Source organism: uncultured Sphingosinicella sp. (assembly GCF_963974575.1).
GTDB lineage: Bacteria > Pseudomonadota > Alphaproteobacteria > Sphingomonadales > Sphingomonadaceae > Sphingosinicella.
The window spans coordinates 428,108-450,223 of record NZ_CAXBBQ010000004.1 but is presented as its reverse complement, the minus strand read 5'-3'; the positions used below and the strand labels follow the sequence as shown (position 1 = coordinate 450,223).

Genomic DNA, 22,116 nt, shown 5'->3' with positions numbered 1-22,116 from the left:
GCTTTGTCGCTCTCGCCTCAATCAAGCTATGGATACCCTTTGTCCACGAAACCTAGTGTTTTAGAAAAGTTACCGTCTTAAAGTGCCCCATCGAGTGCCCCGTCTATTGGCTACGGGTAAAGTCACCCGGTCCGTGCATCTCTCCGCGAGAAGGGGGCGTGTGACAATATACCGCCAAAAGCGAATCTATGATCGAAGCTCAACTTCGGCACATGGGTCAATCGCGAGGCCAACTTTACCGAGCGCTTCTTGTCCATGCGAAAGCAATTCCGTTGGGTTGCTATCGGCTACGACAAGCCGTCATCGAACTTCCTCGCCAATGCGGCTGTGAATTCGCGCGTATGAGCTTACAGACTATTGCGCAAGCGTCACCAGCCTTGTCACTGACGAGCGCGTGCTAGGTTCAGCCACGACCATTACTTCAATCGTGACTGACAATCACGTGTCGGACCGAGATCGTGACTATAGTTCATACGCTGCCCTTGATCATCATGCCGCCATCGATAATGATTCTTTGCCCCGTGATGAACGCGCCGGCCTGCGACGCCAGGAACACGGCAGCGCCCGCAATGTCCGTCGTCTCCCCCAACCGCCCGAGCGGCGTCGCGCGATTGACAGTTGCTTCGGCCGATGGGCTCTCCCACAGCGCGCGCGCGAAGTCCGTCCGGATGAGCCCAGGCGCGATCGCATTGACCCGCACATTATGCCGACCGAGCTCAAGTGCGAGATTGCGAACGAGCTGGAAATCGGCAGCTTTTGTGATGTTATAGGCTCCGAGAGCGGCCGAACCAATAAGTCCGCCGATAGACGACACGAGGATGATCGCACCGTCCTTTCGTTCGATCATGGCAGGCGCGACCATCTGGATCAGCCAGTGGTTCGACAGGACATTATTATCGAACGTCTTACGAAACTGCTCATCGCTGATGCCGCTCATCGAGCCATAATAAGGGTTGGACGCGGCATTGCAGACCAGCACATTGATGTCGCCGAGCGCCGCACGCGTTTGCGCCACCAATGCTTCCAGCGCAGCTTTGCTCGAGATGTTGGCGGCGATCGCAATGGCGCGCGCTTCGCCATGCTCGGCATTGATGGCCTCTGCCGCCTCGTCGCACGCTTCCTGCCGCCGGCTCGAAATCACAACCTGGGCGCCCGCGTTGGCACAGGCCTCGGCAATGGCTCGACCGATGCCGCGGGATGACCCGGTGACGAGCGCGACCTTGCCCGTCATGTCGAATAGTTTCATTGCGTTCACTTTGCCCCTGCCTGTCCCACCTTCACGTAAATCATACCATGCCACCTGGCCCAATAAGCGATCTTGGCGCTTCGCTCACTTGCGATTGGTCGCAAGGGGCATGCGCCTGCCTCCAAATGTCCGGACATGTCCGAACGCTGAGAGCCCGTCACACGATCGACTGGTCGAGGCGGAGAGGGGAGTCAGCTTCAGATCAGTCACGCAGCCGTGGCTCGATGGCGCCGAAGCTCGGCTCGCGCGATCGCGCGGGCGTGAACTTCGTCGGGACCGTCAGCCAGACGTAGGACGCGGGCGTTCGCCCAGTCACTCGCGAGGTCGAAGTCAGCCGAGACGCCGGCGCCGCCGTGCGCCTGAATGGCATCGTCGATGATGCGTTGCGCCATCATTGGCGCCTGCACCTTGATCATCGCTATCTCGACCTGTGCCGCTTTGTTGCCGGCGCGGTCCATGATATCGGCCGCTTTGAGGCAGAGCAGGCGTGTCATGTCGATGTCGATCCGAGCGCGCGCGATCCGCTCCTCCCAGACAGAGTGCTCGCTGATGCGCTTGCCGAAGACAGTCCGCGATTGCAGCCGACGGGCCATCGCTGCGAGCGCCTCCTCGGCAGTGCCGATCAGGCGCATACAGTGATGGATTCGGCCCGGCCCCAAGCGACCTTGCGCAATCTCGAAGCCGCGCCCTTCGCCCAGTATTACGTTGGCGGCGGGCACGCGTACGTCGGTCAGCACGATCTCGCCATGCCCATGCGGTGCATGGTCGAAACCGTAAACTGGCAAGAGGCGGCGCAACTCGACGCCGGGCGTATCGAGGTCGACAAGGATCATCGTCTGCTGGCGGTATGGTTCCGCTTCCGGATCGCTCTTGCCCATGACGATCGCCAGATTACAGTGTGGATCGCCAACCCCGGACGACCACCATTTGCGACCATTGATAACGTAGTCATCGCCATCCCGCCTGATGGATGTGCACACATTCGTCGCGTCGGAGGAAGCAACATCCGGCTCGCTCATCAGAAAGGCGGAGCGCAGTTCGCCGTCCATCAAGGGCCTCAGCCAGCGCGCTTTCTGGGCTGCCGTGCCATAGCGATGGAGAACCTCCATGTTGCCGGTGTCCGGCGCAGAGCAGTTGAACACCTCTGATGCCCAAGCAACGCGCCCCATCTCCTCTGCGCAGAGCGCATATTCGACGTTACTCAGCCGCTCACCGCTGAACTCGAAACGGGTTTCGATCATGTCTTCCGGGCGTAAGGGCGGCATGAACAGGTTCCACAACCCGGTGCTCTTTGCCTGGACCTTCAACCCCGCAATGACCGCGCTCGACGTCCAGCGCTCGTTGCTTTCGCGTTCCTGCTTGTATTGCGCGATCGCCGGCCGCACCTCCCGATCCATGAAGTCGCGGACACGCTGCTGAAATGCGCTTTGGCGCTCCGAGTTCGTGAAATCCATTTATGGCTCACCCTAGACGTGACAGAGGATACACAGGGCGATGGCGGCCCTCATCAGCTCAGGCGCAAACCCTACGTCAGAATATTCGTGCATGAAGGTCTCCTGGCCTCTTGTATTCCGCAGAGTCGGTGGAGCTTATTTTCCCACAGACTCCGCGACCTGGGAAATGGAAGCGTCCAGAACGCTCACGCCGAAATCAATCTCCTCGTCCGTCGAGTTGATTGGTGGAGCAAACCGCAGAATGCCTGCTGAATATGCACCGGTGATGTTTGCAAACAGGCCGCGCTCCAGCGCAACCTCAGTCACTTCCCGGGCAAGGTCAGTCGCGCTTTTGCCCTTGAACGGAACGAACTCCATCCCAAGCAACAGACCCCTGCCTCGAACGTCACCGATGCATTGGTGCCGTTGCATCAGGCTCTGCAATCCTTGTCGGAGACGGCTTCCGAGAACCCGCGATCTTTCGACAAGCTGGTCGCGCTTAACAATCTCCAGAACCTTCAAGGCGACAGCGGCGGGAAGCGGGTCATTGCCGTGCGTGGTGACGAAAAAGAACCCGCGCCGTTCGGCCTCTTCCGCGAGCGCATCCGACGTCTGAACCGATGACATGGCCATACCGGCGCCGAGCGTCTTCGAAAGCAGAAGCACGTCCGGCACGACGTTGTCGCGCTCGAAGGCAAACATTTCTCCGGTGCGACCAAGGCTTGTCTGCGCCTCGTCGAGGATGAGGAGCATGCCCCGTCGTTCGCAATGTTTCTTCAGTGCCGCCAGATACCCGAGCGGCAGGTCGATGATACCGCCTGTACTGAGAACCGGCTCCGCAATGAAGGCGGCGAGATTGCCGGTGGACTGACGATCCAGAAGGTCGAAGCTGTCGTCGAGTTCCTGCTGCCACGTCACTCCGGGAAAACGTGGCCGATAGGGGTTTGGCGCGGGAATGGCGAAAGATCCTGGCATCAGCGGCCCTTGGCCGCCTCGGCCCAAGGAATACGTTGCCGACGCCGCAGCCCCCGTCGATCCGTGGTACGACTGGGCGAAACCGACGATTTCCCATTTTCCCGTAACCACCTTGGCGAGCCGGATCGCAGCCTCGACCGACTCCCCGCCGGTAGACAGGAACATCGCGCGCGGAAGAGCGGGTACGAGTTCCGCCAGGGCCGCGGCCAAGTCCACGACCGGCTTGGAGATCATCATGCTGAACAGATGGTCCAACGTACCAGCGGCTTGCCGCACAGCCTCAACAAGATCCGGATGAGCGTGCCCGATCACGGAGCTCATCTGCCCGGAGGTGAAGTCAAGTACCTTGCGGCCAGCATCGTCGTAGAGCCACGATCCCTCCGCGCGGGTTGGAATGAACGAGGTGAAGCTTCCGCCCGGCCCCATGTATTTCAGGAGATGGCGATCCGCTTTTTCCCAGATAGTGGTTTCCGAGCTGTTCAGCACCATATTCACTGCCGCTTATCCTGCTGATTTCGGGCTTGAGGTAACTGTCTCGTCGCAAATCCAGAAGGCAACCTCGCGCCTCGGAAACATCGACGTTGAAGTTGTCACGATGCCTGCCCCTGCCTTTTCGAGTGCAGATGTAGCGGCCAAACTTCGCGGGATTAAACGCAAATACCTCTCGCTGACTGGTGAACAGGATTTTCTAATCGTGTCTGAGCTTGTGCGTGGAAGACAAATCCACGCCTACAAAAAAGAATTGGCGCGTAGCCGCTGGGTACACGATATCAGGCGCCGGTTGTGCGCGCCTGCTTAACGGCCGTCTCGAAAATTCACCGGATTGTCCGCCAAAGTCCAGCGAATTCGCGATGAGAGATGATGCTCCATTACCACGATTGAAAAGTCATCTGCACTGGTTAAGCGCAAATTGGTATCCAATTTTAATGAGAAGTTTTCGTCAATATTGAATCGAAAAATATGCTTACATCGCGTTCAGACTCGGAGCCGCTTTTCATGTTGACGCCAGGCATGGCAATTTGGAGGGTGAAAGGATATGCAGTCCGTTAAATCGTTGCGGATCAGTGGGATCCTGGCAGGGTTGTTGCTGTTCTGCGGTGTGAGCCCTGCTCTTGTACAACAGCCTGTCGTCGACGCAATCCGCGCCTGTTAGGTAGAATAGATTGTCTCGAGCATCGGAAATTCTCTCTTACGAGATGAAGTTTGATTTCAACAGTTCGACTTTCAGAGCGTGGTTGACGCCGTTTCTGCCTCTGCGAAACGGGCCTTTGCGAGTAGAAAAGATCTCCGGCGGTCAGTCTAATCCTACTTTTCGCCTGGCAGTATCGGATCAGCGCATCATACTTCGCGCAAAACCCATCGGTGTGACGTTACAAAGCGCACACGCTGTAGATCGCGAATACCGTGTACTCAGTGCACTCCACAAAACAGAAGTTCCAGTGCCTCGCCCAATCGCTTTGTGCGACGACGCCTCTGTGCTGGGCAGCATATTCTACCTTATGGAAGATATTCCCGGTCGCATTTTCTGGGATCCGCGGTTGCCGGGTTTGTCAGCCACTGATCGAAACCAACTATTCGATTCAATGAACGCATCTATCGCGACGTTGCACACCGTCAACGTCGAGCGGCTATACGCCTAGCTTCCGGTCGATGATCGCCTACTTCGTTCGCCGTCGCGGCGGCTTCATGCGCCCGGACAAGCATGCCGAAAAGCAGGCCACATGGGACAGTCAGGTGAATCTGTCATACCTGCTTGGCCTCGACTGGACGATACCATTCGAGATCGAAAAGGTGCGGCAGCGCGAGCGTCAACTGGTGGAGCTCAAGAATGCGGCCCAAGGCGGTGTGGTCGGGGACATCATCGGTACCGTCGCGGAGCTGCGCCCAAGAGTCGTCCTGGCGGAAGCTAACGTCGAGAAGCTGCGGGGGGATCTGGCGGCGTTCCGTGTCGTCGACAGCTACCGCGAGATGTCGGATCGAGCCTCCGCCCTCCGCGGCGAGATGCTCGCGATCGAGCGCAATTCGGTGATCCTCAAGCAGACGCTAGATCACCTCGAGGCCAACTATAGGGACGAGCAGCCGCCCGCGACGACGGATGTTGACCGACTCTACAAGGCCGTCGGAATCGAACTGCCCACTGTTGCGGTGCGGCGCTTCCAGGAGGTCAGCTTCCGCAGCCACGCCCGCATCACCGCGTGGCGGTCCCGCTCCAGCGACACACCGGGTTCAAGTCCAGATTTGCCGTTCATCATGCTTCTCCCTTCCAAAAGCCGCGACCCCGGCCGGAGGTCGGGGGCGGGCGGCAGGAACGGGATCAGGCGGGCCGCATGCGGCGGCCTGCACCCGAAGGGCTGGAACGGATGTGGAAGACCTGCCGCAGGCAGGTTGGCAGGCCGGCGCGGCCCGCCTAAGTCCCGTTATGCCCGCTCCCCGCCTGGACAGACGGATCAAAGCCTCCGCCGGGCAAAAGCCCGGCACCTGATTCGCGCGCCGATCAGGCGCGCGGGACATCATGGGATGCCAGGCCCGCATTGCTGCGATCTGCTTCAAAAAAATTCTTTGGCGGCGAACTGACGTGCACTGACATCCGGTGACGTCCTGGGCGATCCCACGGGACCGTTTGCGGCGAGATGGCACCATTTCCGCCACTCTTGACGCCTGTACCGGACCCGGCATCCTGACCCGACTGGGGAAGCTGACAACCACTTAAGCAAGGACCAGCCATGTCCCATGACCGCATCATCCGCCTCAAAGCCGTTCTCGACCGCACGGGGCTCAGCCGCTCGACGCTCTACCGGAAAATGCAAAGCGGCACGTTCCCAAGGCAGGTGCGCATTGCAACGCGCTGCACCGGCTGGCGCGAGTCCGCCGTCAGCGCATGGATGAAGAACCCCATGTTCTTCCATGTCGACGACCTGCCGGCGGAGTAGACTGTGCCGCAGCTCACCGACAGGCTCGTCGGCATCCGCGACGTGACCCGGCGCATCAGCCTCAGCCGCGCGACGATCGCGCGCAGCGTGAAGGCCGGGTCATTCCCGGCGCCGGTCCGGTTCAGCGCGACCTGTGTCGGCTGGTACGAGTCCGAGATCGATGCATGGATTGCAGAGGTCCGCTAGCGGCGGTTGCCTTCCAGCAGATCGGCAGGCTCGGCGAGCCCCTCGCACAGCAGGTCCGCCCAGTCCTGCGCGATCTCGATGCGGCGATCCATGAACGCCGCCCGGTTGTAGGCGCTCTCCACCGTGTTCGCCGGAACATGCGCAAGCATCAGGTCGATGACCTTGGCGTCAAGCTCGGCAAGGATACGCTGGCCGCTCTCGCGGGCGCTGCGCTCAGCCATCTCGTTCATGATCGTCGAGAAGCTGGCGCGCCAGCCGTGCGGTACATGACGCCCGTGGAAGCCGGCGCGGTTGTAGAGATAGCCGATGGCGTTCTCGCTCATCGGCCGGTGCGCATGACGCTGCGACGGAAACACCAGCCGGTTCCTGCCCGTAAGCGTCCGCATCGCGCGCAGCACAGCAACAGACTGCCGGGATAGCGGCACCAGATGATCGAACGCCGTCTCGTCCTTACGCACAAGCATCAGCTTCATTCGCGCAGAGGGGATACGCCACAGCGGCGGCTCGCCACTGACGACAGGATCGAACCTATCCCAGTCGATGTTCTCGAACTCGTCCCAGGTCACCCCGCGGATGACCCCGGGACGCACGGCGGTCAGCGCCAGCAGACGCGACGCGAGCTTCACGACTGGCGTGGCATCAGAACCTTCCGCCGCGAGCAGAACGCTGCGCGCATCTTCGATCCGCAGCATCGCCGGCTGCCGGCCTTTCTTAGGCACCGGCTTCATCGCCTTCACGATCCCGGAGGCGGGGTCATGATCGGCAACGCCTTCGGCAATCGCGTAGCAGAAAATCGACGAGATGCGCTGGCGCAGCCGCCGTGCCGTCTCAATCGCGCCGCGCGCTTCGACCTTGCGCAGGGTCGCAAGGATCACCCGGCTGTCGATCGCGGGGATGGGAAGCTTCCCGAGGTGCGGGAAGACATCGTTCTCAAGGCTCGCGATCACGTCGGCGGCATGCACGGGCGCCCAGCGCGGCGCCTGCAGCGCGTGCCACGCGCGCGCCAGCTTCTCGAACGTCTCCATCGCCGCGGCAGACGCCGCGAGCTTCCGCTTGCGCTTCTCGACGGCGGGATCGCGGAAATCGCGCAGTTCCTGCCGGGCCTCATCGCGCAGCTTCCGCGCCGCATCCAATGTCACCTCGGGGTAGAGGCCGAATACGAGGCGCTTTTCCCGGTCTGCGAATCGGTACTTGAGGCGCCACGACTTCGCGCCCTTGCGCGTCACATAGAGGTAAAGCCCACCGGAATCGGTGATTTTGTAATCCCGCTCGGCGGGTTTGGCTTTCCTCACCTGGAGATCCGTCAGCACGAGTGCCCCCATCTCTCAAATCGGTGCCCCCAGAAACGTCCCGTACAGCATGGGATTTGGGGGCATCCAAAGGGATCAAGTGAGAGAGAAGACTAACCAAAAATCGGCAGAAAAGCAAGGAATTCCGGGACTTTCAGAGCGCTCTAGAAGAGGCTTAGTGGCGGAGAGGGTGGGATTCGAACCCACGGTACGGTTGCCCGCACAACGGTTTTCGAGACCGTCCCAATCGACCACTCTGGCACCTCTCCGCACCTGGTGACGCCTTGCTTGGGGCAGGCGCCTGATCGACGAAAGCGGGCATATAGGCGAGGTGCCGGTGTTTTGCCAAGCCTGCAATCGTCGGTATTGTCAGTTCAGCACCACTGTCTGGTTTCCATTGCCGAGAATACGGCGTTCTGCGTGCCAACGGATGGCCCGGGCGAGGACGGAGGCTTCGACCTCGCGGCCGATGGCGACCATTTCCTCGGCGGTTGTGGCGTGGCTCACGCGGCGCACGTCCTGCTCGATGATGGGGCCTTCGTCGAGGTCGGCGGTCACGTAGTGCGCCGTGGCGCCGATCAGCTTCACGCCGCGTGCCTTCGCCTGGTGATAGGGCTTGGCGCCCTTGAAGCTCGGCAGGAAGCTGTGGTGGATGTTGATGCAGCGGCCATCCAGCCTGCTTGCGAAGTCGTCCGAGAGGATTTGCATGTAGCGCGCGAGCACCGTGAGTTCGGCGCCGCTCTCTTCGATGATCTCAAGGAAGCGCCGTTCCTGTGCGGCCTTGTCCGAGCGGTCGACGGGGAGGTGGTGGTAAGGGATGCCGTGCCACTCGACACGTTTGCGCTCCTGCTCGTGATTCGAGACGACACAGACGATGCGTATGGGCAGGGCGCCGATCTCGACCTTGTGCAGGAGATCGACGAGGCAGTGGTTGAACTTCGAGACGGCGATGAGGACGGGCATCGGCTGGGCGATGTCGTGGACTTCCCAATCGAGCCCGAGCGCTGCGACGGCGGGGGCGATGTGCTGCGCGAGGTCTGCGGTGCGGGCGCGGTCGCTCGCCAGCTCCATGCGCGCGAAGAAGGTGGCGGTGTCCGGGTCGCCGTAGATGGCGGCTTCGCGGATGTCCCAGCCATTGTTGGTGAGAAGCGGGGCCAATCCCGCGAGGATGCCGGGGCGATCGGGACTGCGGAAGCGCAGGACGCAGCGGGTTCGGTTGGGTTCGGTCATGAAGGATTTCCGATGAGGTGCAGGATGTATCCGGCGTAGCTCTGATCAGCGATGAGCAGGAACGCAGGGTGATCGCCCGTGCGTGCGATGAACATGCCGATGTCGCCGAAGCGGGTGCGGACGGCCGCGCCGGTCGGGAGGTGCTCGGGGCGAAGGTCAAGGGGCGTGAAGGCCGCTAGCCAGTCGCGGCCCGCAGGCCCTTCCAGGCGCAGCGAGAGGCGCCCGTGCGTCAGGTCAATCGCGAGGACGGTTTCGTTGGGAAACGCAGCCTCCGCGCGGGTCAGCGCGGCGGCAACGCCGTCCGACGTGCCTGTGAGCAGCCATTCGCCTGGCGCGACCGCGGAAAGCGCGATATCGCCGTTGCTGGTGAAGCGGTTCGGCGCGGGTGCGCCGAGACCGAGCGCCGAGGCGAGCTGCTGCGGGGCGCCTTCCACGCCGGTGATCTGGATCTTGGCGACGGCGAGGTCCGCATCGATGCGGCACCAATCCGGCATGAGGGGTTCAGGCATCGAGCCGGGCTCCTTCGGGGTCATAGCGGCAGAGGCCGGTGATGCGCGCCTCGCGCCACGCGCCGAGGTCCCAGACGCGCACGGTTTCGCCCATCCGCTCCTGCCCGCGTTCGATCAGGGCGAACGCAAGCGGCGCATTGAGTGTCGGCGACCATGTGCTCGACGTGACCCAGCCCTGGCTTGGCTGCTCGCCGGTAGCCGTCGCCGGAAGTACGTGCGCGCCGGTGGCGAGCGGAACGTTCTTGCTGTCCGTGATCTCAAGACCCACGAGACTGCGCCGGTCGCCCCTCATCCCGTCAGGGCGGAGTGCCGATCGGCGGCCGACGAAATCCTGCGTCTTCTTTTGCATGATGCCGCCATAACCGATGTCCTGCGGGAGTGTGGTCCCATCGGTATCGGAGCCGACGTGCAGGAAGCCCTTCTCGATGCGCATTGTCATCAGCGCTTCGACGCCGAACAGGGTCATGCCGTGGGGGGCGCCGGCTTCGACCAGCGCTGTCCAGAGCCGCCCGGCATCGCGCCACGGCACGGCGATCTCGTAGGAGAGTTCGCCCGTGAAGCTGACGCGGGCGATGCGTGCGGGGAGCCCGCAGACATGCCCCGTGCGCGCTCTCATGTGGGGGAAGGCCGTGCTGGAGATATCCATGTCCGGTTCAAGCGCGGAGAGCACGTCGCGCGCTTTCGGCCCGGCGATGTTCGCGACCGCCCAGCAGGTCGTGACGTCCTCGACGAGCACCTGCATCGTGATCCATTCGCATTGCAGCCATTCGCGGAAGGCTTCCGCCACGGCCGCTGCGTGGCCGCTCGTTGTGCCGACGAGAAAGTGGTCGTCCGCCAACCGCGTGACGACGCCGTCGTCGAACACCGTGCCGTTCTCGGTCAGCATGATCGCGTATCGGCAACGGCCGGGTTTCAGCGTGCTGATCGTGTTCACGTACATACGATCGAGGAACGCGGCGGCGTCGGGGCCTTTCACCTCGATCTTGCCGAGCGGGGAGGCTTCGAACAGGCCGACGCTGCTACGCACGGCCAGAACCTCGCGGCGGACGGCGGCGTCCTCGCTCTCGCCGGAGCGCGGGTAGGCGGCGGGACGCATCCATCCGCCGTATTCGTCCAGCGCCGCGCCGTGTTCGGTGTGCCAGTCGTGGAGCGCGAGCCGGCGGCGCGGGCGCAGGCCTTCGCCGACACGGTGCCCAGCGAACACGCCGAACGGTGTCGGATCGTAGGGCGGCCGGAACTTCGTGGTGCCGATCGCCTGCATCGGCTTGTCCAGCACCGTGCTGAGGATGCCGATGCCGTTTACGTTCGAGGTCTTGCCCTGATCGGAGGCCATGCCGAGCGTCGTGTAGCGCTTTAGATGCTCTACAGAGCGGAAGTTCTCGCGCGCGGCGAGCGCCACGTCTCCGGCGGTCACGTCGTTCTGGAAATCGACCCACGCCTCGGGATCGGGCGCGCCGCTTTCGGAGATCGACCACAGCGCTGGGATCGGGGAGGGGGGTGCGAAATCGCCCGCTGCGCCGCCGACGCTTCGATGTCCCGCCGCGGCGATGGGCGTGAAGCTGTGAAGGTTGGCATCGAGCGCCAATCGGCCCGCGCCGTGCGAATGCAGGTGCACGGCGGGATTCCAGCCGCCCGAAACGAGCAGCGTGTCGCAGCGAAGCGTCTGCGTGGCGCCCCCGATATGTCCGCCCTCTGATACGCGGCCGATCCGCACGCCGCGCAGCGCCCGTCCGCCGAGCGCGGCGGCCGGGGCCGTGCCGCTATGGACCGGGATGCCGAGGCACTGCGCGCGTTCGATCAGCACAGTGGGCGGCGCGTTGCGTGCATCGACGATGGCAACCAGATGCGCGCCCGCGTCGGCCAGATCGAAAGCCGCCTGCCATGCGCTGTCGTTGTTGGTTGCAACCACAATCCGCCGCCCGGCGATGACGCCGTAGCGATGCAGATAGGCGCGCGCCGCGCCTGCGAGCATCACGCCGGGGCGGTCGTTGCCCCGGAAGACGAGCGGGCGTTCGATCGCGCCGGTTGCAAGGATCAGTTCATCGGCGCGAACCCGCCACAGCCGCTGGCGCGGGCCGCTGCGTTGCTCCAGCGGCAGGTGGTCGGTCAGGCGTTCGCACAGCGCGACCATGCCGTGGTCGTAGTGTCCCGTGGCAAGCGTCCGTGCCATCAGCGTGACGTTGGCCATCGTGGCGAGCGTTTGCAGCGTATCTTCGATCCAGACGCGCGCGGGCTTGCCTTCGATCGTGTCGCTGGTTCCGGCAAGCCTGCCGCCCCAATGCGCGCCGCCCGTCACCAGCATCACGGATTTTCCGGTCTGCGCCGCCTGCAGCGCTGCCGAAAGCCCGGCGATGCCGCCGCCCACGACAAGAACATCGGTATGCGCCGAGGTCTGTGTGTAAACATCCGGATCGGGGAGCGTCGGCGACGTGCCGAGGCCCGCCGCCTTGCGAATCGAGGGCTCGAACAGCAGCCAGTCCGGCCACATGAAGGTCTTGTAGTAGAATGCCGCCGGGATGAAGCGCTTCACGAGGCCGTTCACCGCGAGCAGATCGAAGCCGAGGCTGGGCCACGCATTCACCGGGTTGGCGCTCAGCCCATCGTAAAGGTCTATATAGGGCGCCTTGAGGTTCGGGATCGTCTGCGCGCCCTGTTCGAGCTGGACGATGGCATTCGGCTCGTCGAGTCCTGCCGCGATGAGACCGCGCGGGCGGTGGTATTTGAAACTGCGTCCCATCATGCGCACGCCGCTCGCGAGCAGCGCGGAGGCGAGCGTATCGCCTGCGAAGCCTGAATAGCGTCTGCCTTCCCATTGGAAGGTGATGGGCCGTGTGCGGTCTATGTCGCCGCCGTGGCCGAGCCGATAGCCGCTCATGCCTCGTTCTCCAGCGCGGGGCGCGGATCGGTCATGCCGTAAACGGCGAGGATGCGGTGCGAGACCGTATCGCGCGCGATGTTGAACCAGAGGCCGCAGCCGTAGCGGTGGTGCCAGCGTTCGAAGCCGATGCCTTTCACGTTGTCGCGGAAAAACATGTAGTCCGCCCACGCCGTATCGTCGGTCGCTGCCGGTTCGGCGGGGCGAACGATCGGGCTTTCGCCGCCGCAGCGGAATTCGTTTTCGGCGCGCGCGCCACACCAGGGACAATCGATCAGCAGCATGGAAGCCTCAATGCGCAATGCCGGAGGCAGCGGCTTCATCGATCAGCGCGCCGGTCCGGAAACGGTCGAGTGAGAAGGCGGCGACAAGCGGGTGCGCCTCGCCGGTGGCGATATTGTGGGCAAAACAGAAGCCCCCGCCGGGAATCGCCTTGAAGCCGCCGGTGCCCCATCCGCAATTGAGGTACAGGCCCTTCACGGGGCTTTCACCGAGGATGGGTGTCGAATCCTGAACGACATCGACGATCCCTGCCCACTGCCGGAGCAGCCGGACACGCGAGAAGTGCGGGAACAGGTCTATGAGACCCGCCGCCGTCTGTTCGAGCACGGGCAGGCTGCCGCGCTGGGCATAGGACGGGAACAGATCGAGCGCGCTTCCCACCACGATCTCGCCCTTGTCGGACTGGCTGAGGTAGGTGCCGGTGGAGGGGGCGAGCACGACGGTATCGAGCACCGGTTTCATGGGCTCCGACACGAACGCCTGCAGCGCATAGGACACGATCGGCAGGCGGAAGCCCGCGCGTGCTGCCATCACGCTGCTGTGTCCGGCGACCGCAAGGCCGACGCGATCCACGACGATATCGCCGAGCGACGTCTCGACGCCCCTGATGCGGCCCTCGCGAATGTCGAAGCCGGTGACATCGCAGTTCTGGATGATATCGACGCCAAGCGCATCGGCTGCGCGGGCATAGCCCCATGCGACGGCATCATGGCGCGCCGTGCCGCCGCGCGGCTGCAGCAAACCGGCGAGGATCGGGAAGCGGCCGGAGCGGCTGAGGCCCGGGATGCGCCGAAACACCTCTTCGCCTTCGTGATACTCGGCGTCGGCGCCGTTCAGCCGCATCGCATTCACCGAGCGGCGCAGCATCTCGATGCCGTGCCGGTCGTGCGCGAAGCTCCACATGCCGCGCCGCGAGAACATGACGTTGTAATTGAGTTCGCGCGACAGGCCTTCGTAGAGCGACAGCGAGAAATCGTAAAAGCGCGTGCTTTCCGGGAAGAAATAGTTGGAGCGGATCACGGTGGTGTTGCGGCCCGTGTTGCCGCCGCCGATCCAGCCGCGCTCCAGCACGGCGATGTCGCGCAGGCCGTGTTTGCTGGCGAGATAATACGCCGTCGCGAGGCCATGGCCGCCGCCGCCGATGATGACGGCCTGGTAGCGTTTCTTGGGTTTCGCGTCGCGCCAGGCGGGCGTCCACGTCCGCTGGCCGGAGAGTCCTGCGCGCAGCAGCGACCACGCCGAATATCGTGTCACCTGCCCGTTGCTCCCCGTTTGTTTCCGATCATGGGTAAGAGATTTACATACAGTTGTGTTTGGAATCAATCCTCCGAAATTTCAGGAAAGCAAATGAACGGCGCCTCCGAAAGCTCATGCTCTCGGAACCACGATACAGCGCTGCACTGGGGTTGGGTTAGCCTGCGGCCTTGCGGCCACCCCGTTTGGCGGCGGGCGCCTCGCGGACAAGTTCGTCTAGTTTCTTCAGCAGATTCGCCGTCGCTTCGCGCCCGGTCAGCACGCGGTAGTAGAGCGGCACCAGGCGAAGTCGCTCGGCTTGCGGTTCGCGAAAGCCGAGCGCGTAATAGCCGATCTGGTGGAAGTGCGTGATCCGCGCGCGGACGAGGCTTTCATCGCTATCGTAGCCGCTCTTCTCGAACAGCTCCTGAAGCAGCGCGATCCACGCCGTATCGGCACGCTCCACCGCTTCGGCCACGTCGGTGCTCTTCCGCGCCCATGCGCGCACGGCGACGTCGAAGGAGGGGAAGGCAGGGTCCGCTTCAAGCCAGCTCGCCACGACCTCGGTGAGATCGGGCGCGGTCTTCGCCCAGCGTGCGCGGATCTGCGCGATCTCGAAATAGTTGCGGGCTTCCCAGTCGGTCAGCAGGGCTTCCATAAGGTCGCGGCGGTGCTTGAAATGCCAGTAGAAGCTGCCGCGCGTTACGCGCATCTGCTTCGCCAGCCGATCGACCTTCACATCGTCGACTCCGCGTTCAACAAGCGTCTTGCGCGCGCTTGCGATCCAGTCCTCTCGGGTGAGACGGCGCGTCGGGCGCACCTTGGGCGTACCGGTCATGAGGCGAAGCGATGCGCGTTGGCGCCCGGATTGTCCAGTGCTTCTGTGCGGATGCGGGGCCTCACACCCAGCCGGCTGTCTGCGCCACCACCCACAGGCCGATCACGAGGAAAAGCAGCGCTGCGGTGATGTGAACGGCGCGCATCGGCACGCGGCGGATGAGTGCATTGCCCAGGAACACCGCGGGTACGTTCGCGATCATCATGCCGAGCGTGGTGCCCATCGTCACCAGGATCACGTTCTCGAAACGCGCACCGAGCGCGACCGTGGCGATCTGCGTCTTGTCGCCCATCTCGACGAGGAAGAAGGCGATGAGCGTGGTGAGGAACGCGCCGAAGCGCGCAGGCTTGTCTTCCACGTCATCGAGCTTGTCGGGGATCAGCGTCCAGAGCGCCATGGCGATGAACGAGGCGCCGACGGCATAGCGGAACCATGTGCCTTCAAGGATCGAGGCAACCTGGCTGCCGACAAGCGCGGCAAGGAAATGGTTGGCGATCGTGGCGGCGAAGATGCCCGCGATGATCGGCATCGGGCGCTTGAAGCGGGCGGCGAGGACGATAGCGAGCAGCTGGGTCTTGTCGCCGATCTCGGCGAGCGCGACGACGACGGTCGAAACGAACAGGGCTTCCAAGGTTTATCTCCGGGTCGGGCAGTACGCGACCAACGACATCGCCTCCCCCGCCCGACCGGACAGGGAAGCGACGTCATTGGTCTCGCCCGAACGGTGGTCCCGTTCCCCTCGCACCATGGCCTCTCGACCAAGTATGTTGACGCGAAGGCCCGCCTTGTCGGCGGCTGGCTACTCCCCAGATGACGCGGTGCTGCTAGCCCGGTTTGCGCGCGGACGCAAGGCTTTCGGCCGTCCTACTCGGCGGAAGGCTGGGCAACGGTTCCTGGGCCCGTCGGCGTGCGATAGAGCAGCGTGATGCTGATGCGCCGGTTGCGCGGATCGTAGGGGTTCGCCTTGTTGAAGGGCTCGCGGTCGGCGACGCCTTCAAGGCGTGAGAAGCGCGTCGGATCGACGCCCGAGGCCGCGAGTGCGGCACGCGTCGCTTCGGCGCGCTGTGCGGAGAGCACCCAGTTGTTCATGCCGCCCGAAGGACCACCGAGCGAGCCGCCGGCGTAGGGCAGGCTGTCGGTGTGACCGCGCATGGCGATCGGGTTCGGCATCGTCTGCACAGCCGTGGCGACGGCGCGCACGAGATCGGCCGCCTGCGGCGAAAGCCGGTTGGTGCCGAGCGAGAACATCGCGAAGTCGGCCTCGTCGAGGATATCGATGCGGAGGCCCTCCTGTGTCACCGACAGCCGGAGCTGGTCACGCAGCTGCGCCAGATTCTTGTCGCTTGCCATGCGCTTTTCGAGCGCTTCGGCCGCCGCTTCGAAGCGTTTCACGTCTTCGCGCTGCAACTGGTCAGCCGCTGCGCGTTCTTCGGGCGTCGGCGGCGTCACGCGCGAAAAGCTGGTGACGGGCATCAGCCGCTGCGTTCCCTTCGGCACGGCGTTCGGCGCGTTTCCATCGGGCGCCAGCATGGCGCGGCCACCCATCACGCCGTTGGAACCGCCCGCTTTGGTGTGCTGCACGAGCGTGGGTGAGAAATAGTCGGCGATGCCCTTGCGCTGGTCTTCGTTGGTCGCGCCGACGATCCACAGCAACAGGAAGAACGCCATCATCGCAGTCACGAAGTCGGCATAGGCCACTTTCCATGCACCGCCGTGGTGGCCGCCGTGCCCTTCGATGGTGATCTTCTTGATGATGATCGGCGGCGGGACTTCCGCTTCGGCGACGAGCGGTTTGATCGGTTCCGCGCTCATCGACCGCGCAGCCCGTCAAACACCTCGGCGAACCCAGGCTGGTTCTTGCTGCTGATGCTGGTGCGCGCGGCCTCGATGACCATGGCCGGAGCATTGCCGTGCAGCGAGGAGATGATGATCGCCTTGGCGACGTGGTAGATTTCGCCGTCTTCCTCGAGGATCTGCTCCAGCCGGTTCGCCATCGGCGAGACAATGCCATAGGCGAGCAGCACGCCGAGGAAGGTGCCGACGAGCGCCGAGCCGATCATGCCGCCCAGAACGGCGGGGGGCTGGTCGATCGAGCCCATGGTCTTCACGACGCCAAGCACGGCCGCGACGATGCCGAGTGCGGGCAGGGCGTCTCCGGTGGATTGCAGCACCTTCACCGGCTTCATGGCGGTGTGGTGGTGTGTCTTGAGCGCATTGTCCATGATCTCTTCGACGGCATGCACGTTGAGCGTGCCCGACGAGACGACGACGAGGCGGATCGCATCGGCCATGAAGTCGATGAGAAAATGGTCTTTCAACAGCTTCGGATAATCCGCGAAGATGCTGCTCGATTTCGGATCCTCGATGTGCGCTTCCATGGCGACCGGGCCATCGGTCTTCATGGTCTTCATCAGCTTGGACGCGAGGAAGATCGTATCGAGATAATCTTTCCTGTTGTAGGTCGTGCCCTTGAAGATCTTGCCGATGCCGCCACCGACCTGCTTCAGAATGCCGAAGCTGTTTCCGAGCAGAAGCGAGCCTGCCGCCGCGCCGCCGATGATGAGCATCTCGTGCGGAATTGCGTGCATGACCGGCTCGAGATTGCCGCCGGTGATCGCGAAACCACCGAAGACCATCGCGAAAAGGACAATGAGGCCGATCGCAGCGAACATCTAACGCACAACTCCATTGCCTGGCGGCACCGCAGGATCCTCGCCCGGATTCTCGCGACGCCGTCCGCCTATCTTGCTTAACGACCTCAGTTCACGGTCTTTTAGACATCCAAAGGTTGAGAAAGGCTTCCTCGAGCCCAGATTTGTTGCGATGCAGCACACGTTACAAGTAACTGAAGAGTGAGAGTTTCTTGATCTGGGCGAAGCTCTGCTGCGAGGCGTCGAGGAGCGTCATCGCGCTTTTCAGCTGGACGATGGCGGCAGCGACATCGAGGCTTTCGAGATTGCTCTTCGCAGTCGTCATCGTGGTCTCCAGCGTCTTCAAACGGCCGGTTTCCGTTTCCACCTGCGCCATGCGCGAACCAAAGGTCGCGCGCTGATCGGCGAGACGATCGATGCCTGCCGTCGTATCGCGCAGCGCCTTCTCCATGCCGGCGGTGAAGGTGGCGGCATCGGCGCTGGGGTCGTCGAGAAGCGCCTTGAATTCGGAGAGCGAGGCGAGGATCGTCTGGCGTCCGCCGCTCGTTTCGATCGAGAGCATCGACAGGCCGTTCGCGCCCGTCGATACCGCAACGTCAGCGCTGATCGGCACCTTCGGTGCCTCGCCGCTACCCTGCCACCCGATAGCTCCGGTCGCGTCGCGCGCGAAGGGCGCCGTGCCGACGGATGCGCCTGAAAACAGATAATTGCCGGCCGCGTCACGGCTGTTTGAAAGCGACAGCATCTGGTCGATGATCTGCCCGAGCTCGGTGCTGATGACCTTCCGATCCGCGTCGGTCAGCGTGCCGTTCGCGGCCTGCACGGCGAGTTCCTTCGCGCGCACCATCTGGTTCGACATGGCGTCCACGGCGCTGTCTGCAAACGAAAGCTGCGTGGTGATCGCATCCATGTTGCGGATGAATTGCTGGTTGTTGTCGATGCTGCGCTGCAAGTCCGCGACGCGGCTCGACCCCAGGGGATCGTCCGACGGATCGAGGATGCGCTTGCCCGAGGCGATCTGCGCCTCGAGCTGCGCGAGTGTCGATTGCAGCGAGCCCATGCGGCTCATCTGCGATTGGAAGGACTGGAAGGTGCCGACGCGCATGTTGCGGTTCCTCGGGAAAGCTTAGCGGATGTCGAGAATGGTCTGGAAGATCTCGCGGGCTGCCGCGATGATCTTCGCAGAGGCCTGATAGGCCTGCTGGAAACGAATGAGGTCGGCGGCTTCCTCGTCGAGATTGACCGCTGAGGCTGCGTCGCGCGCTTCCAGCGCCTTGTCGCGCACGGCGAGCGTTGCCGACGCGAGCGCTTTCGTATCGTTGAGGTTCGTCGCAACCCGCGTCACCTCGCGCGCGAAGCGGCCCTCGAAGCCGGGATTGCCGAGCCTTGTATCGACCATGCGCAGCATGTTGGCGTTATCCGCCATGCCTGCCGCCGTCGGTGCGACGACGAAGCTGTCGCCTTCCGCAATGGTACCTGAAAGCTGCACGTCGAAGCCATTCACGGGAATCCACGCACCCGGCACATAGGCCCCGCTTGCAAGCACAGTGGGCGGAACGCCGGTGTCTGCCGTGTCGATGATTTCATAGGTGCTGCCAGCGCCCATGCGGACGGTAAAACTCGTGGGTACCGGTGCGGGGATCGTGGCTGCGGCCGGATTGCTGCGCACTGAGACGGTGCCCGTGCCCTGGTTCGCCGCGGAAATGTCGGCTGCCCATGGCGCTGCCGCTGCAACCTCTGCGCCATCCTCGATGAGAACGCGCATACCCGCGGCGCCCGAAACGCCCTTGATCTGGAACCAGTCGCCCCCCTTTGGCGCGCCGCCCAGTTCGAGATGGATGCCATCGAGATCGAGCGTGCCGCTGCCGGTTATCGATGCGCTGCCGTCAGTGCGTGAGAGCGTCCACTGGCTGGTGCCGCCATCATACCAGAGTTCGTAGCCCCCGGCGAAGACGAGCGATTCGTCGGTCACCTGCAGGTCGAGCGTCGCTTGCCCGGTGTTGGTGCGCGATGGTGTCGCTACCAGCGAACTTGCCGCGAACAGATCGCCGCCGGCGATGCCGTTCAGATCGACGCCCTGCCGATGTGCGGCATTGACGCTGGTGACGAACTGCTGGGCAAGGGTGTCGATCGCCGCTGCGCTGTTGCTGTTCTGGATGTAGGCATCGGAAAGGCCGGCGAGCACGCCGCTGCCGGGCACCGGAATTGTGCCGCTGTTGCCGAACGGATCGAGCGTCAGCCGGATCTTGCCGTTCGCTTCGGTGGCGCCGAGCAGCTTCGCGCCCATCTGATCGAGCAGCATCGGGCCGGTCGAATTGTCGAGGCGCACATCGACCGTGCCGTCGCCGCGGTGGGTGACATCGATCTTGGTGAGCGACGCCAGCTCGTTCAGCAGGCGGTCGCGCTCGTCTTCGAGGCTCGCGGAGGCGGACGTGCCGCCTGCCGTGCGGCGGATGGTGCCGTTCAGCGTCGAAAGCGCGGTGGTGAGATCGTTGATGCGATCGACCGTCTGGTCGACATCCTGCTTGATGCCGGTGCGCGTCGCATCGAACGCTTGTGCGAGGCTGCGGAACTGCGCGGCGACCTCGCCGGCGGCCGACAGGAAGGCATCGCGCGCGGAAAGCGAGGTCGGATCGGAAGCGACGTCCTGCGCGGTGTTGTAAAAGGACGTCAGCCTGCCGGAGAGGCCCTGCGAATCTGTATTGAGGAACGATTCGATCTCGCTCAGCCAGTATTGCCGCGTCTGGGCGCGGGCATAATCGCCCGAGGCAGTGCGCGCATCGCTGGTAAGGAAGGCGTCATAGGCGCGGGCGATGCCGCTGACGTTCACGCCGCTTCCCGCAGCGGTCTGGCGGGTCAGCGGAAAACCGCCGCCGGCGGAGGGGTTCTCCGCGACGACGGCGGTGCGCCGCGCATAGCCGGGCACGTTCGCGTTGGCGATGTTCTCGCCGACGATGTCGAGCGCGGTCTGGTAGGCGCGGACGCCCGATGCGCCGAGGCCGAGGAGGTCGCTCATTTCGCTTCGCCTTCGTTTGTCGCGGGGGCTGCGGTTTCCTGGCCGCGTGCGAGAAAAGTCTTCAGCGCCTCGGCGATGCCGAGCGGGCTGTGCTTCGCGAGGCTTCCCGCAAGCTCGCGGTCCTGCATTTCGCGGAAGGTCTTCAGCCCTTCGCTTTGGAAGAGGCCGCCGTCGGGCACGGCTTGCCGCGCTTGCTTCAGCATAAGGTTCACGAACACGGCCTCGAACTGCTGCGCGGCCTTGTCGAGGTTCGCATCGGTGTTTTTGCGGCTGCTGTCGACAGCAGCGGTTCCACCGTTCTGAAGGCCGCTGACCGTCGTCATATCACGATCAGCTCCGCCTTGAGCGCACCCGCCTGCTTCAAGGCTTCGAGGATGGCGACGAGGTCCGACGGGGTTGCGCCGAGCGCGTTCACCGATTTCACGATGTCGTCGAGCGCGACGCCCGGATTGAACAGGAACATGTGTGCGCCGCCCTGCTCGACCTCGATGCCGCTGTCGGGCGTCACCGTCGTCTGTCCGCGCGAGAAGGGGCCGGGCTGGCTGACCTGCGGATTCTCCGTCACCTTCACCACCATGCTGCCGTGGCTGACGGCGGCGGGTGAGACGCGGACGTTCGCGCCGATCACGACGGTTCCGGTACGCGAGTTGATGACCACGCGCGCGGCGGGTGCGGCGGGCTGCACCTCGATGTTCTCGATGATCGAGACGAGGCTGATGCGCTGGTCCGCCTGCATCGGCGCGGTGACTTCGATGGAAACTGCGTCGAGGGGCGAGGCGGTGCCGCGGCCGAGGGTTTTGTTGATGGCGTCGGATACACGCTGCGTCGTGGTGAAATCGGCCTCGCGGAGGTTGAGCACGAGGCTCGGCGAGGTGGCGAACGGCGTGTCGACCATGCGCTCGACCGAGGCGCCCTGCGGAATGCGGCCGGTGGAGGGGACGTTGACGGTCACCTTCGATCCGTCTTGTCCCTCGACGCCGAGACCGCCGACGGCAAGGCTGCCCTGCGACATCGCATAGACCTCGCCGTCCGCGCCGACGAGCGGTGTCAGCAGCAGGTTGCCGCCACGAAGCGACTTCGCTTTGCCGATCGCCGAAACGGTGACGTCGATCTTTTGACCGGGTTTCGCGAAGGGCGGCAGATCCGCCGTCACCATCACGGCGGCGGCGTTCTTCAGGCTTGCCTTCACCCCCGGCGGGATGACGACGCCGAAGCGCGCGATGGCGCTCCTCATGCTCTGGATCGTGTATTCGAGATTGTCGTCGCCGGTGCCATTGAGGCCCACGACGATGCCGTAGCCGACGAGCTGGTTCGACCGGATGCCGGCGAAATCGCCAAGATCCTTGACGCGCTCCGCCGCCGCCGGCGCGGCAAATCCGCAGGCGAGGACGAGAGCGATGAGGAAGCGGCGAAAGCGCATGGC

At 63.7% G+C, this 22,116-nt stretch carries 20 protein-coding genes, 1 tRNA gene, 1 pseudogene and 1 riboswitch; of the genes and pseudogenes, 4 read left to right on the top strand and 18 right to left on the bottom strand.

Annotation, left to right across the window (positions count from 1 at the left end; genetic code table 11):
- Window positions 1-129: 129 nt before the first annotated feature.
- Window positions 130-331 (top strand): annotated as a pseudogene (locus tag AAC014_RS10205) (IS5/IS1182 family transposase); the annotation flags it as partial.
- Window positions 332-469: 138 nt separating this feature from the next.
- Here the strand turns inward: AAC014_RS10205 and AAC014_RS10200 are convergent.
- The 3 genes from AAC014_RS10200 to AAC014_RS10190 form a co-directional block, all read right to left on the bottom strand.
- Window positions 470-1,246, bottom strand: coding sequence for an SDR family oxidoreductase (locus AAC014_RS10200; RefSeq protein WP_339707905.1), 777 nt, complete (start codon window positions 1,244-1,246; stop codon window positions 470-472).
- Between the two features lie 206 nt (window positions 1,247-1,452).
- Window positions 1,453-2,700 (bottom strand): acyl-CoA dehydrogenase family protein, encoded by a 1,248-nt coding sequence (locus AAC014_RS10195; RefSeq protein WP_339707836.1) that lies wholly within the window; start codon window positions 2,698-2,700, stop codon window positions 1,453-1,455.
- A gap of 135 nt (window positions 2,701-2,835) precedes the next feature.
- A complete protein-coding gene (locus AAC014_RS10190) occupies window positions 2,836-4,143 on the bottom strand; it encodes an aspartate aminotransferase family protein (protein WP_339707902.1) in 1,308 nt (435 codons plus the stop codon).
- A 1,161-nt stretch (window positions 4,144-5,304) separates the two neighbouring features.
- Between AAC014_RS10190 and AAC014_RS10185 the strand changes: the two genes are divergently transcribed.
- The 3 genes from AAC014_RS10185 to AAC014_RS10175 all read left to right on the top strand — a co-directional run bounded on the left by AAC014_RS10185 (window position 5,305) and on the right by AAC014_RS10175 (window position 6,770).
- A complete protein-coding gene (locus tag AAC014_RS10185; RefSeq protein ID WP_339707833.1) occupies window positions 5,305-6,228 on the top strand; it encodes a hypothetical protein in 924 nt (307 codons plus the stop codon).
- A 149-nt stretch (window positions 6,229-6,377) separates the two neighbouring features.
- Window positions 6,378-6,584 carry an AlpA family phage regulatory protein gene (locus AAC014_RS10180; RefSeq protein WP_339707831.1) on the top strand — a complete coding sequence of 69 codons (207 nt, stop codon included), beginning with the start codon at window positions 6,378-6,380 and terminating at the stop codon, window positions 6,582-6,584.
- Window positions 6,585-6,587: 3 nt separating this feature from the next.
- Window positions 6,588-6,770 carry an AlpA family phage regulatory protein gene (locus tag AAC014_RS10175; protein WP_339707828.1) on the top strand — a complete coding sequence of 61 codons (183 nt, stop codon included), beginning with the start codon at window positions 6,588-6,590 and terminating at the stop codon, window positions 6,768-6,770.
- On the opposite strand, the gene AAC014_RS10170 is transcribed toward AAC014_RS10175, so the two are convergent.
- The 15 genes from AAC014_RS10170 to AAC014_RS10100 all read right to left on the bottom strand — a co-directional run bounded on the left by AAC014_RS10170 (window position 6,767) and on the right by AAC014_RS10100 (window position 22,113).
- Complete coding sequence (locus tag AAC014_RS10170) at window positions 6,767-8,080, bottom strand: integrase arm-type DNA-binding domain-containing protein (RefSeq protein ID WP_339707825.1); 1,314 nt, start codon at window positions 8,078-8,080, stop codon at window positions 6,767-6,769. The two genes, AAC014_RS10175 and AAC014_RS10170, sit on opposite strands and share 4 nt — an antisense overlap.
- 158 nt (window positions 8,081-8,238) lie before the next feature.
- Window positions 8,239-8,328, bottom strand: a tRNA-Ser gene (locus tag AAC014_RS10165).
- Window positions 8,329-8,428: 100 nt separating this feature from the next.
- The gene (gene purU, locus AAC014_RS10160; RefSeq protein ID WP_339707822.1) at window positions 8,429-9,289 is read right to left on the bottom strand and encodes a formyltetrahydrofolate deformylase; all 861 of its coding nucleotides are present in this window, start codon (window positions 9,287-9,289) and stop codon (window positions 8,429-8,431) included.
- The gene (locus AAC014_RS10155; RefSeq protein WP_339707819.1) at window positions 9,286-9,798 is read right to left on the bottom strand and encodes a sarcosine oxidase subunit gamma family protein; all 513 of its coding nucleotides are present in this window, start codon (window positions 9,796-9,798) and stop codon (window positions 9,286-9,288) included. Before AAC014_RS10155 ends, purU begins: the two co-directional genes overlap by 4 nt.
- Entirely contained in the window at window positions 9,791-12,673 is a 2,883-nt protein-coding gene (locus AAC014_RS10150; RefSeq protein ID WP_339707816.1) for a 2Fe-2S iron-sulfur cluster-binding protein, read from the bottom strand. Before AAC014_RS10150 ends, AAC014_RS10155 begins: the two co-directional genes overlap by 8 nt.
- Window positions 12,670-12,957 (bottom strand): sarcosine oxidase subunit delta, encoded by a 288-nt coding sequence (locus tag AAC014_RS10145; RefSeq protein WP_339707814.1) that lies wholly within the window; start codon window positions 12,955-12,957, stop codon window positions 12,670-12,672. The genes AAC014_RS10150 and AAC014_RS10145 overlap by 4 nt, the downstream gene beginning before the upstream one ends.
- Window positions 12,958-12,964: 7 nt before the next feature.
- Complete coding sequence (locus tag AAC014_RS10140; RefSeq protein ID WP_339707811.1) at window positions 12,965-14,209, bottom strand: sarcosine oxidase subunit beta family protein; 1,245 nt, start codon at window positions 14,207-14,209, stop codon at window positions 12,965-12,967.
- A gap of 157 nt (window positions 14,210-14,366) precedes the next feature.
- Window positions 14,367-15,026: a TetR/AcrR family transcriptional regulator gene (locus AAC014_RS10135; protein ID WP_339707808.1), complete on the bottom strand. Its 660-nt coding sequence runs from the start codon at window positions 15,024-15,026 to the stop codon at window positions 14,367-14,369.
- Window positions 15,027-15,087: 61 nt separating this feature from the next.
- On the bottom strand, window positions 15,088-15,657 hold the full coding sequence (locus AAC014_RS10130; protein ID WP_339707805.1) for a TMEM165/GDT1 family protein: 570 nt from the start codon (window positions 15,655-15,657) through the stop codon (window positions 15,088-15,090).
- Window positions 15,658-15,668: 11 nt separating this feature from the next.
- A riboswitch (yybP-ykoY riboswitch) is annotated at window positions 15,669-15,847 on the bottom strand.
- A gap of 43 nt (window positions 15,848-15,890) precedes the next feature.
- Complete coding sequence (locus tag AAC014_RS10125) at window positions 15,891-16,838, bottom strand: flagellar motor protein MotB (RefSeq protein WP_339707802.1); 948 nt, start codon at window positions 16,836-16,838, stop codon at window positions 15,891-15,893.
- Window positions 16,835-17,698 carry a flagellar motor stator protein MotA gene (gene motA / locus AAC014_RS10120; protein ID WP_121052375.1) on the bottom strand — a complete coding sequence of 288 codons (864 nt, stop codon included), beginning with the start codon at window positions 17,696-17,698 and terminating at the stop codon, window positions 16,835-16,837. The genes AAC014_RS10125 and motA overlap by 4 nt, the downstream gene beginning before the upstream one ends.
- 163 nt (window positions 17,699-17,861) lie before the next feature.
- Complete coding sequence (gene flgL, locus AAC014_RS10115; protein WP_339707796.1) at window positions 17,862-18,782, bottom strand: flagellar hook-associated protein FlgL; 921 nt, start codon at window positions 18,780-18,782, stop codon at window positions 17,862-17,864.
- 21 nt (window positions 18,783-18,803) lie between these two features.
- Window positions 18,804-20,693, bottom strand: coding sequence for a flagellar hook-associated protein FlgK (gene flgK, locus AAC014_RS10110; protein WP_339707793.1), 1,890 nt, complete (start codon window positions 20,691-20,693; stop codon window positions 18,804-18,806).
- Entirely contained in the window at window positions 20,690-21,016 is a 327-nt protein-coding gene (locus AAC014_RS10105; RefSeq protein ID WP_339707790.1) for a rod-binding protein, read from the bottom strand. The genes flgK and AAC014_RS10105 overlap by 4 nt, the downstream gene beginning before the upstream one ends.
- A complete protein-coding gene (locus AAC014_RS10100; RefSeq protein WP_339707787.1) occupies window positions 21,013-22,113 on the bottom strand; it encodes a flagellar basal body P-ring protein FlgI in 1,101 nt (366 codons plus the stop codon). The genes AAC014_RS10105 and AAC014_RS10100 overlap by 4 nt, the downstream gene beginning before the upstream one ends.
- Window positions 22,114-22,116 lie beyond the last annotated feature (3 nt).

Bases quoted from the DNA above. Each gene is read 5' to 3' on its own strand.
- motA (WP_121052375.1), bottom strand. From the start codon at position 17,698: ATGTTCGCTGCGATCGGCCTCATTGTCCTTTTCGCGATGGTCTTCGGT.
- AAC014_RS10100 (WP_339707787.1), bottom strand. From the start codon at position 22,113: ATGCGCTTTCGCCGCTTCCTCATCGCTCTCGTCCTCGCCTGCGGATTT.
- AAC014_RS10105 (WP_339707790.1), bottom strand. From the start codon at position 21,016: ATGACGACGGTCAGCGGCCTTCAGAACGGTGGAACCGCTGCTGTCGAC.
- AAC014_RS10195 (WP_339707836.1), bottom strand. From the start codon at position 2,700: ATGGATTTCACGAACTCGGAGCGCCAAAGCGCATTTCAGCAGCGTGTC.
- AAC014_RS10150 (WP_339707816.1), bottom strand. From the start codon at position 12,673: ATGAGCGGCTATCGGCTCGGCCACGGCGGCGACATAGACCGCACACGG.
- AAC014_RS10200 (WP_339707905.1), bottom strand. From the start codon at position 1,246: ATGAAACTATTCGACATGACGGGCAAGGTCGCGCTCGTCACCGGGTCA.
- AAC014_RS10145 (WP_339707814.1), bottom strand. From the start codon at position 12,957: ATGCTGCTGATCGATTGTCCCTGGTGTGGCGCGCGCGCCGAAAACGAA.
- AAC014_RS10185 (WP_339707833.1), top strand. From the start codon at position 5,305: ATGATCGCCTACTTCGTTCGCCGTCGCGGCGGCTTCATGCGCCCGGAC.
- AAC014_RS10190 (WP_339707902.1), bottom strand. From the start codon at position 4,143: ATGGTGCTGAACAGCTCGGAAACCACTATCTGGGAAAAAGCGGATCGC.
- AAC014_RS10125 (WP_339707802.1), bottom strand. From the start codon at position 16,838: ATGAGCGCGGAACCGATCAAACCGCTCGTCGCCGAAGCGGAAGTCCCG.
- AAC014_RS10180 (WP_339707831.1), top strand. From the start codon at position 6,378: ATGTCCCATGACCGCATCATCCGCCTCAAAGCCGTTCTCGACCGCACG.
- AAC014_RS10155 (WP_339707819.1), bottom strand. From the start codon at position 9,798: ATGCCTGAACCCCTCATGCCGGATTGGTGCCGCATCGATGCGGACCTC.
- flgK (WP_339707793.1), bottom strand. From the start codon at position 20,693: ATGAGCGACCTCCTCGGCCTCGGCGCATCGGGCGTCCGCGCCTACCAG.
- flgL (WP_339707796.1), bottom strand. From the start codon at position 18,782: ATGCGCGTCGGCACCTTCCAGTCCTTCCAATCGCAGATGAGCCGCATG.
- purU (WP_339707822.1), bottom strand. From the start codon at position 9,289: ATGACCGAACCCAACCGAACCCGCTGCGTCCTGCGCTTCCGCAGTCCC.
- AAC014_RS10135 (WP_339707808.1), bottom strand. From the start codon at position 15,026: ATGACCGGTACGCCCAAGGTGCGCCCGACGCGCCGTCTCACCCGAGAG.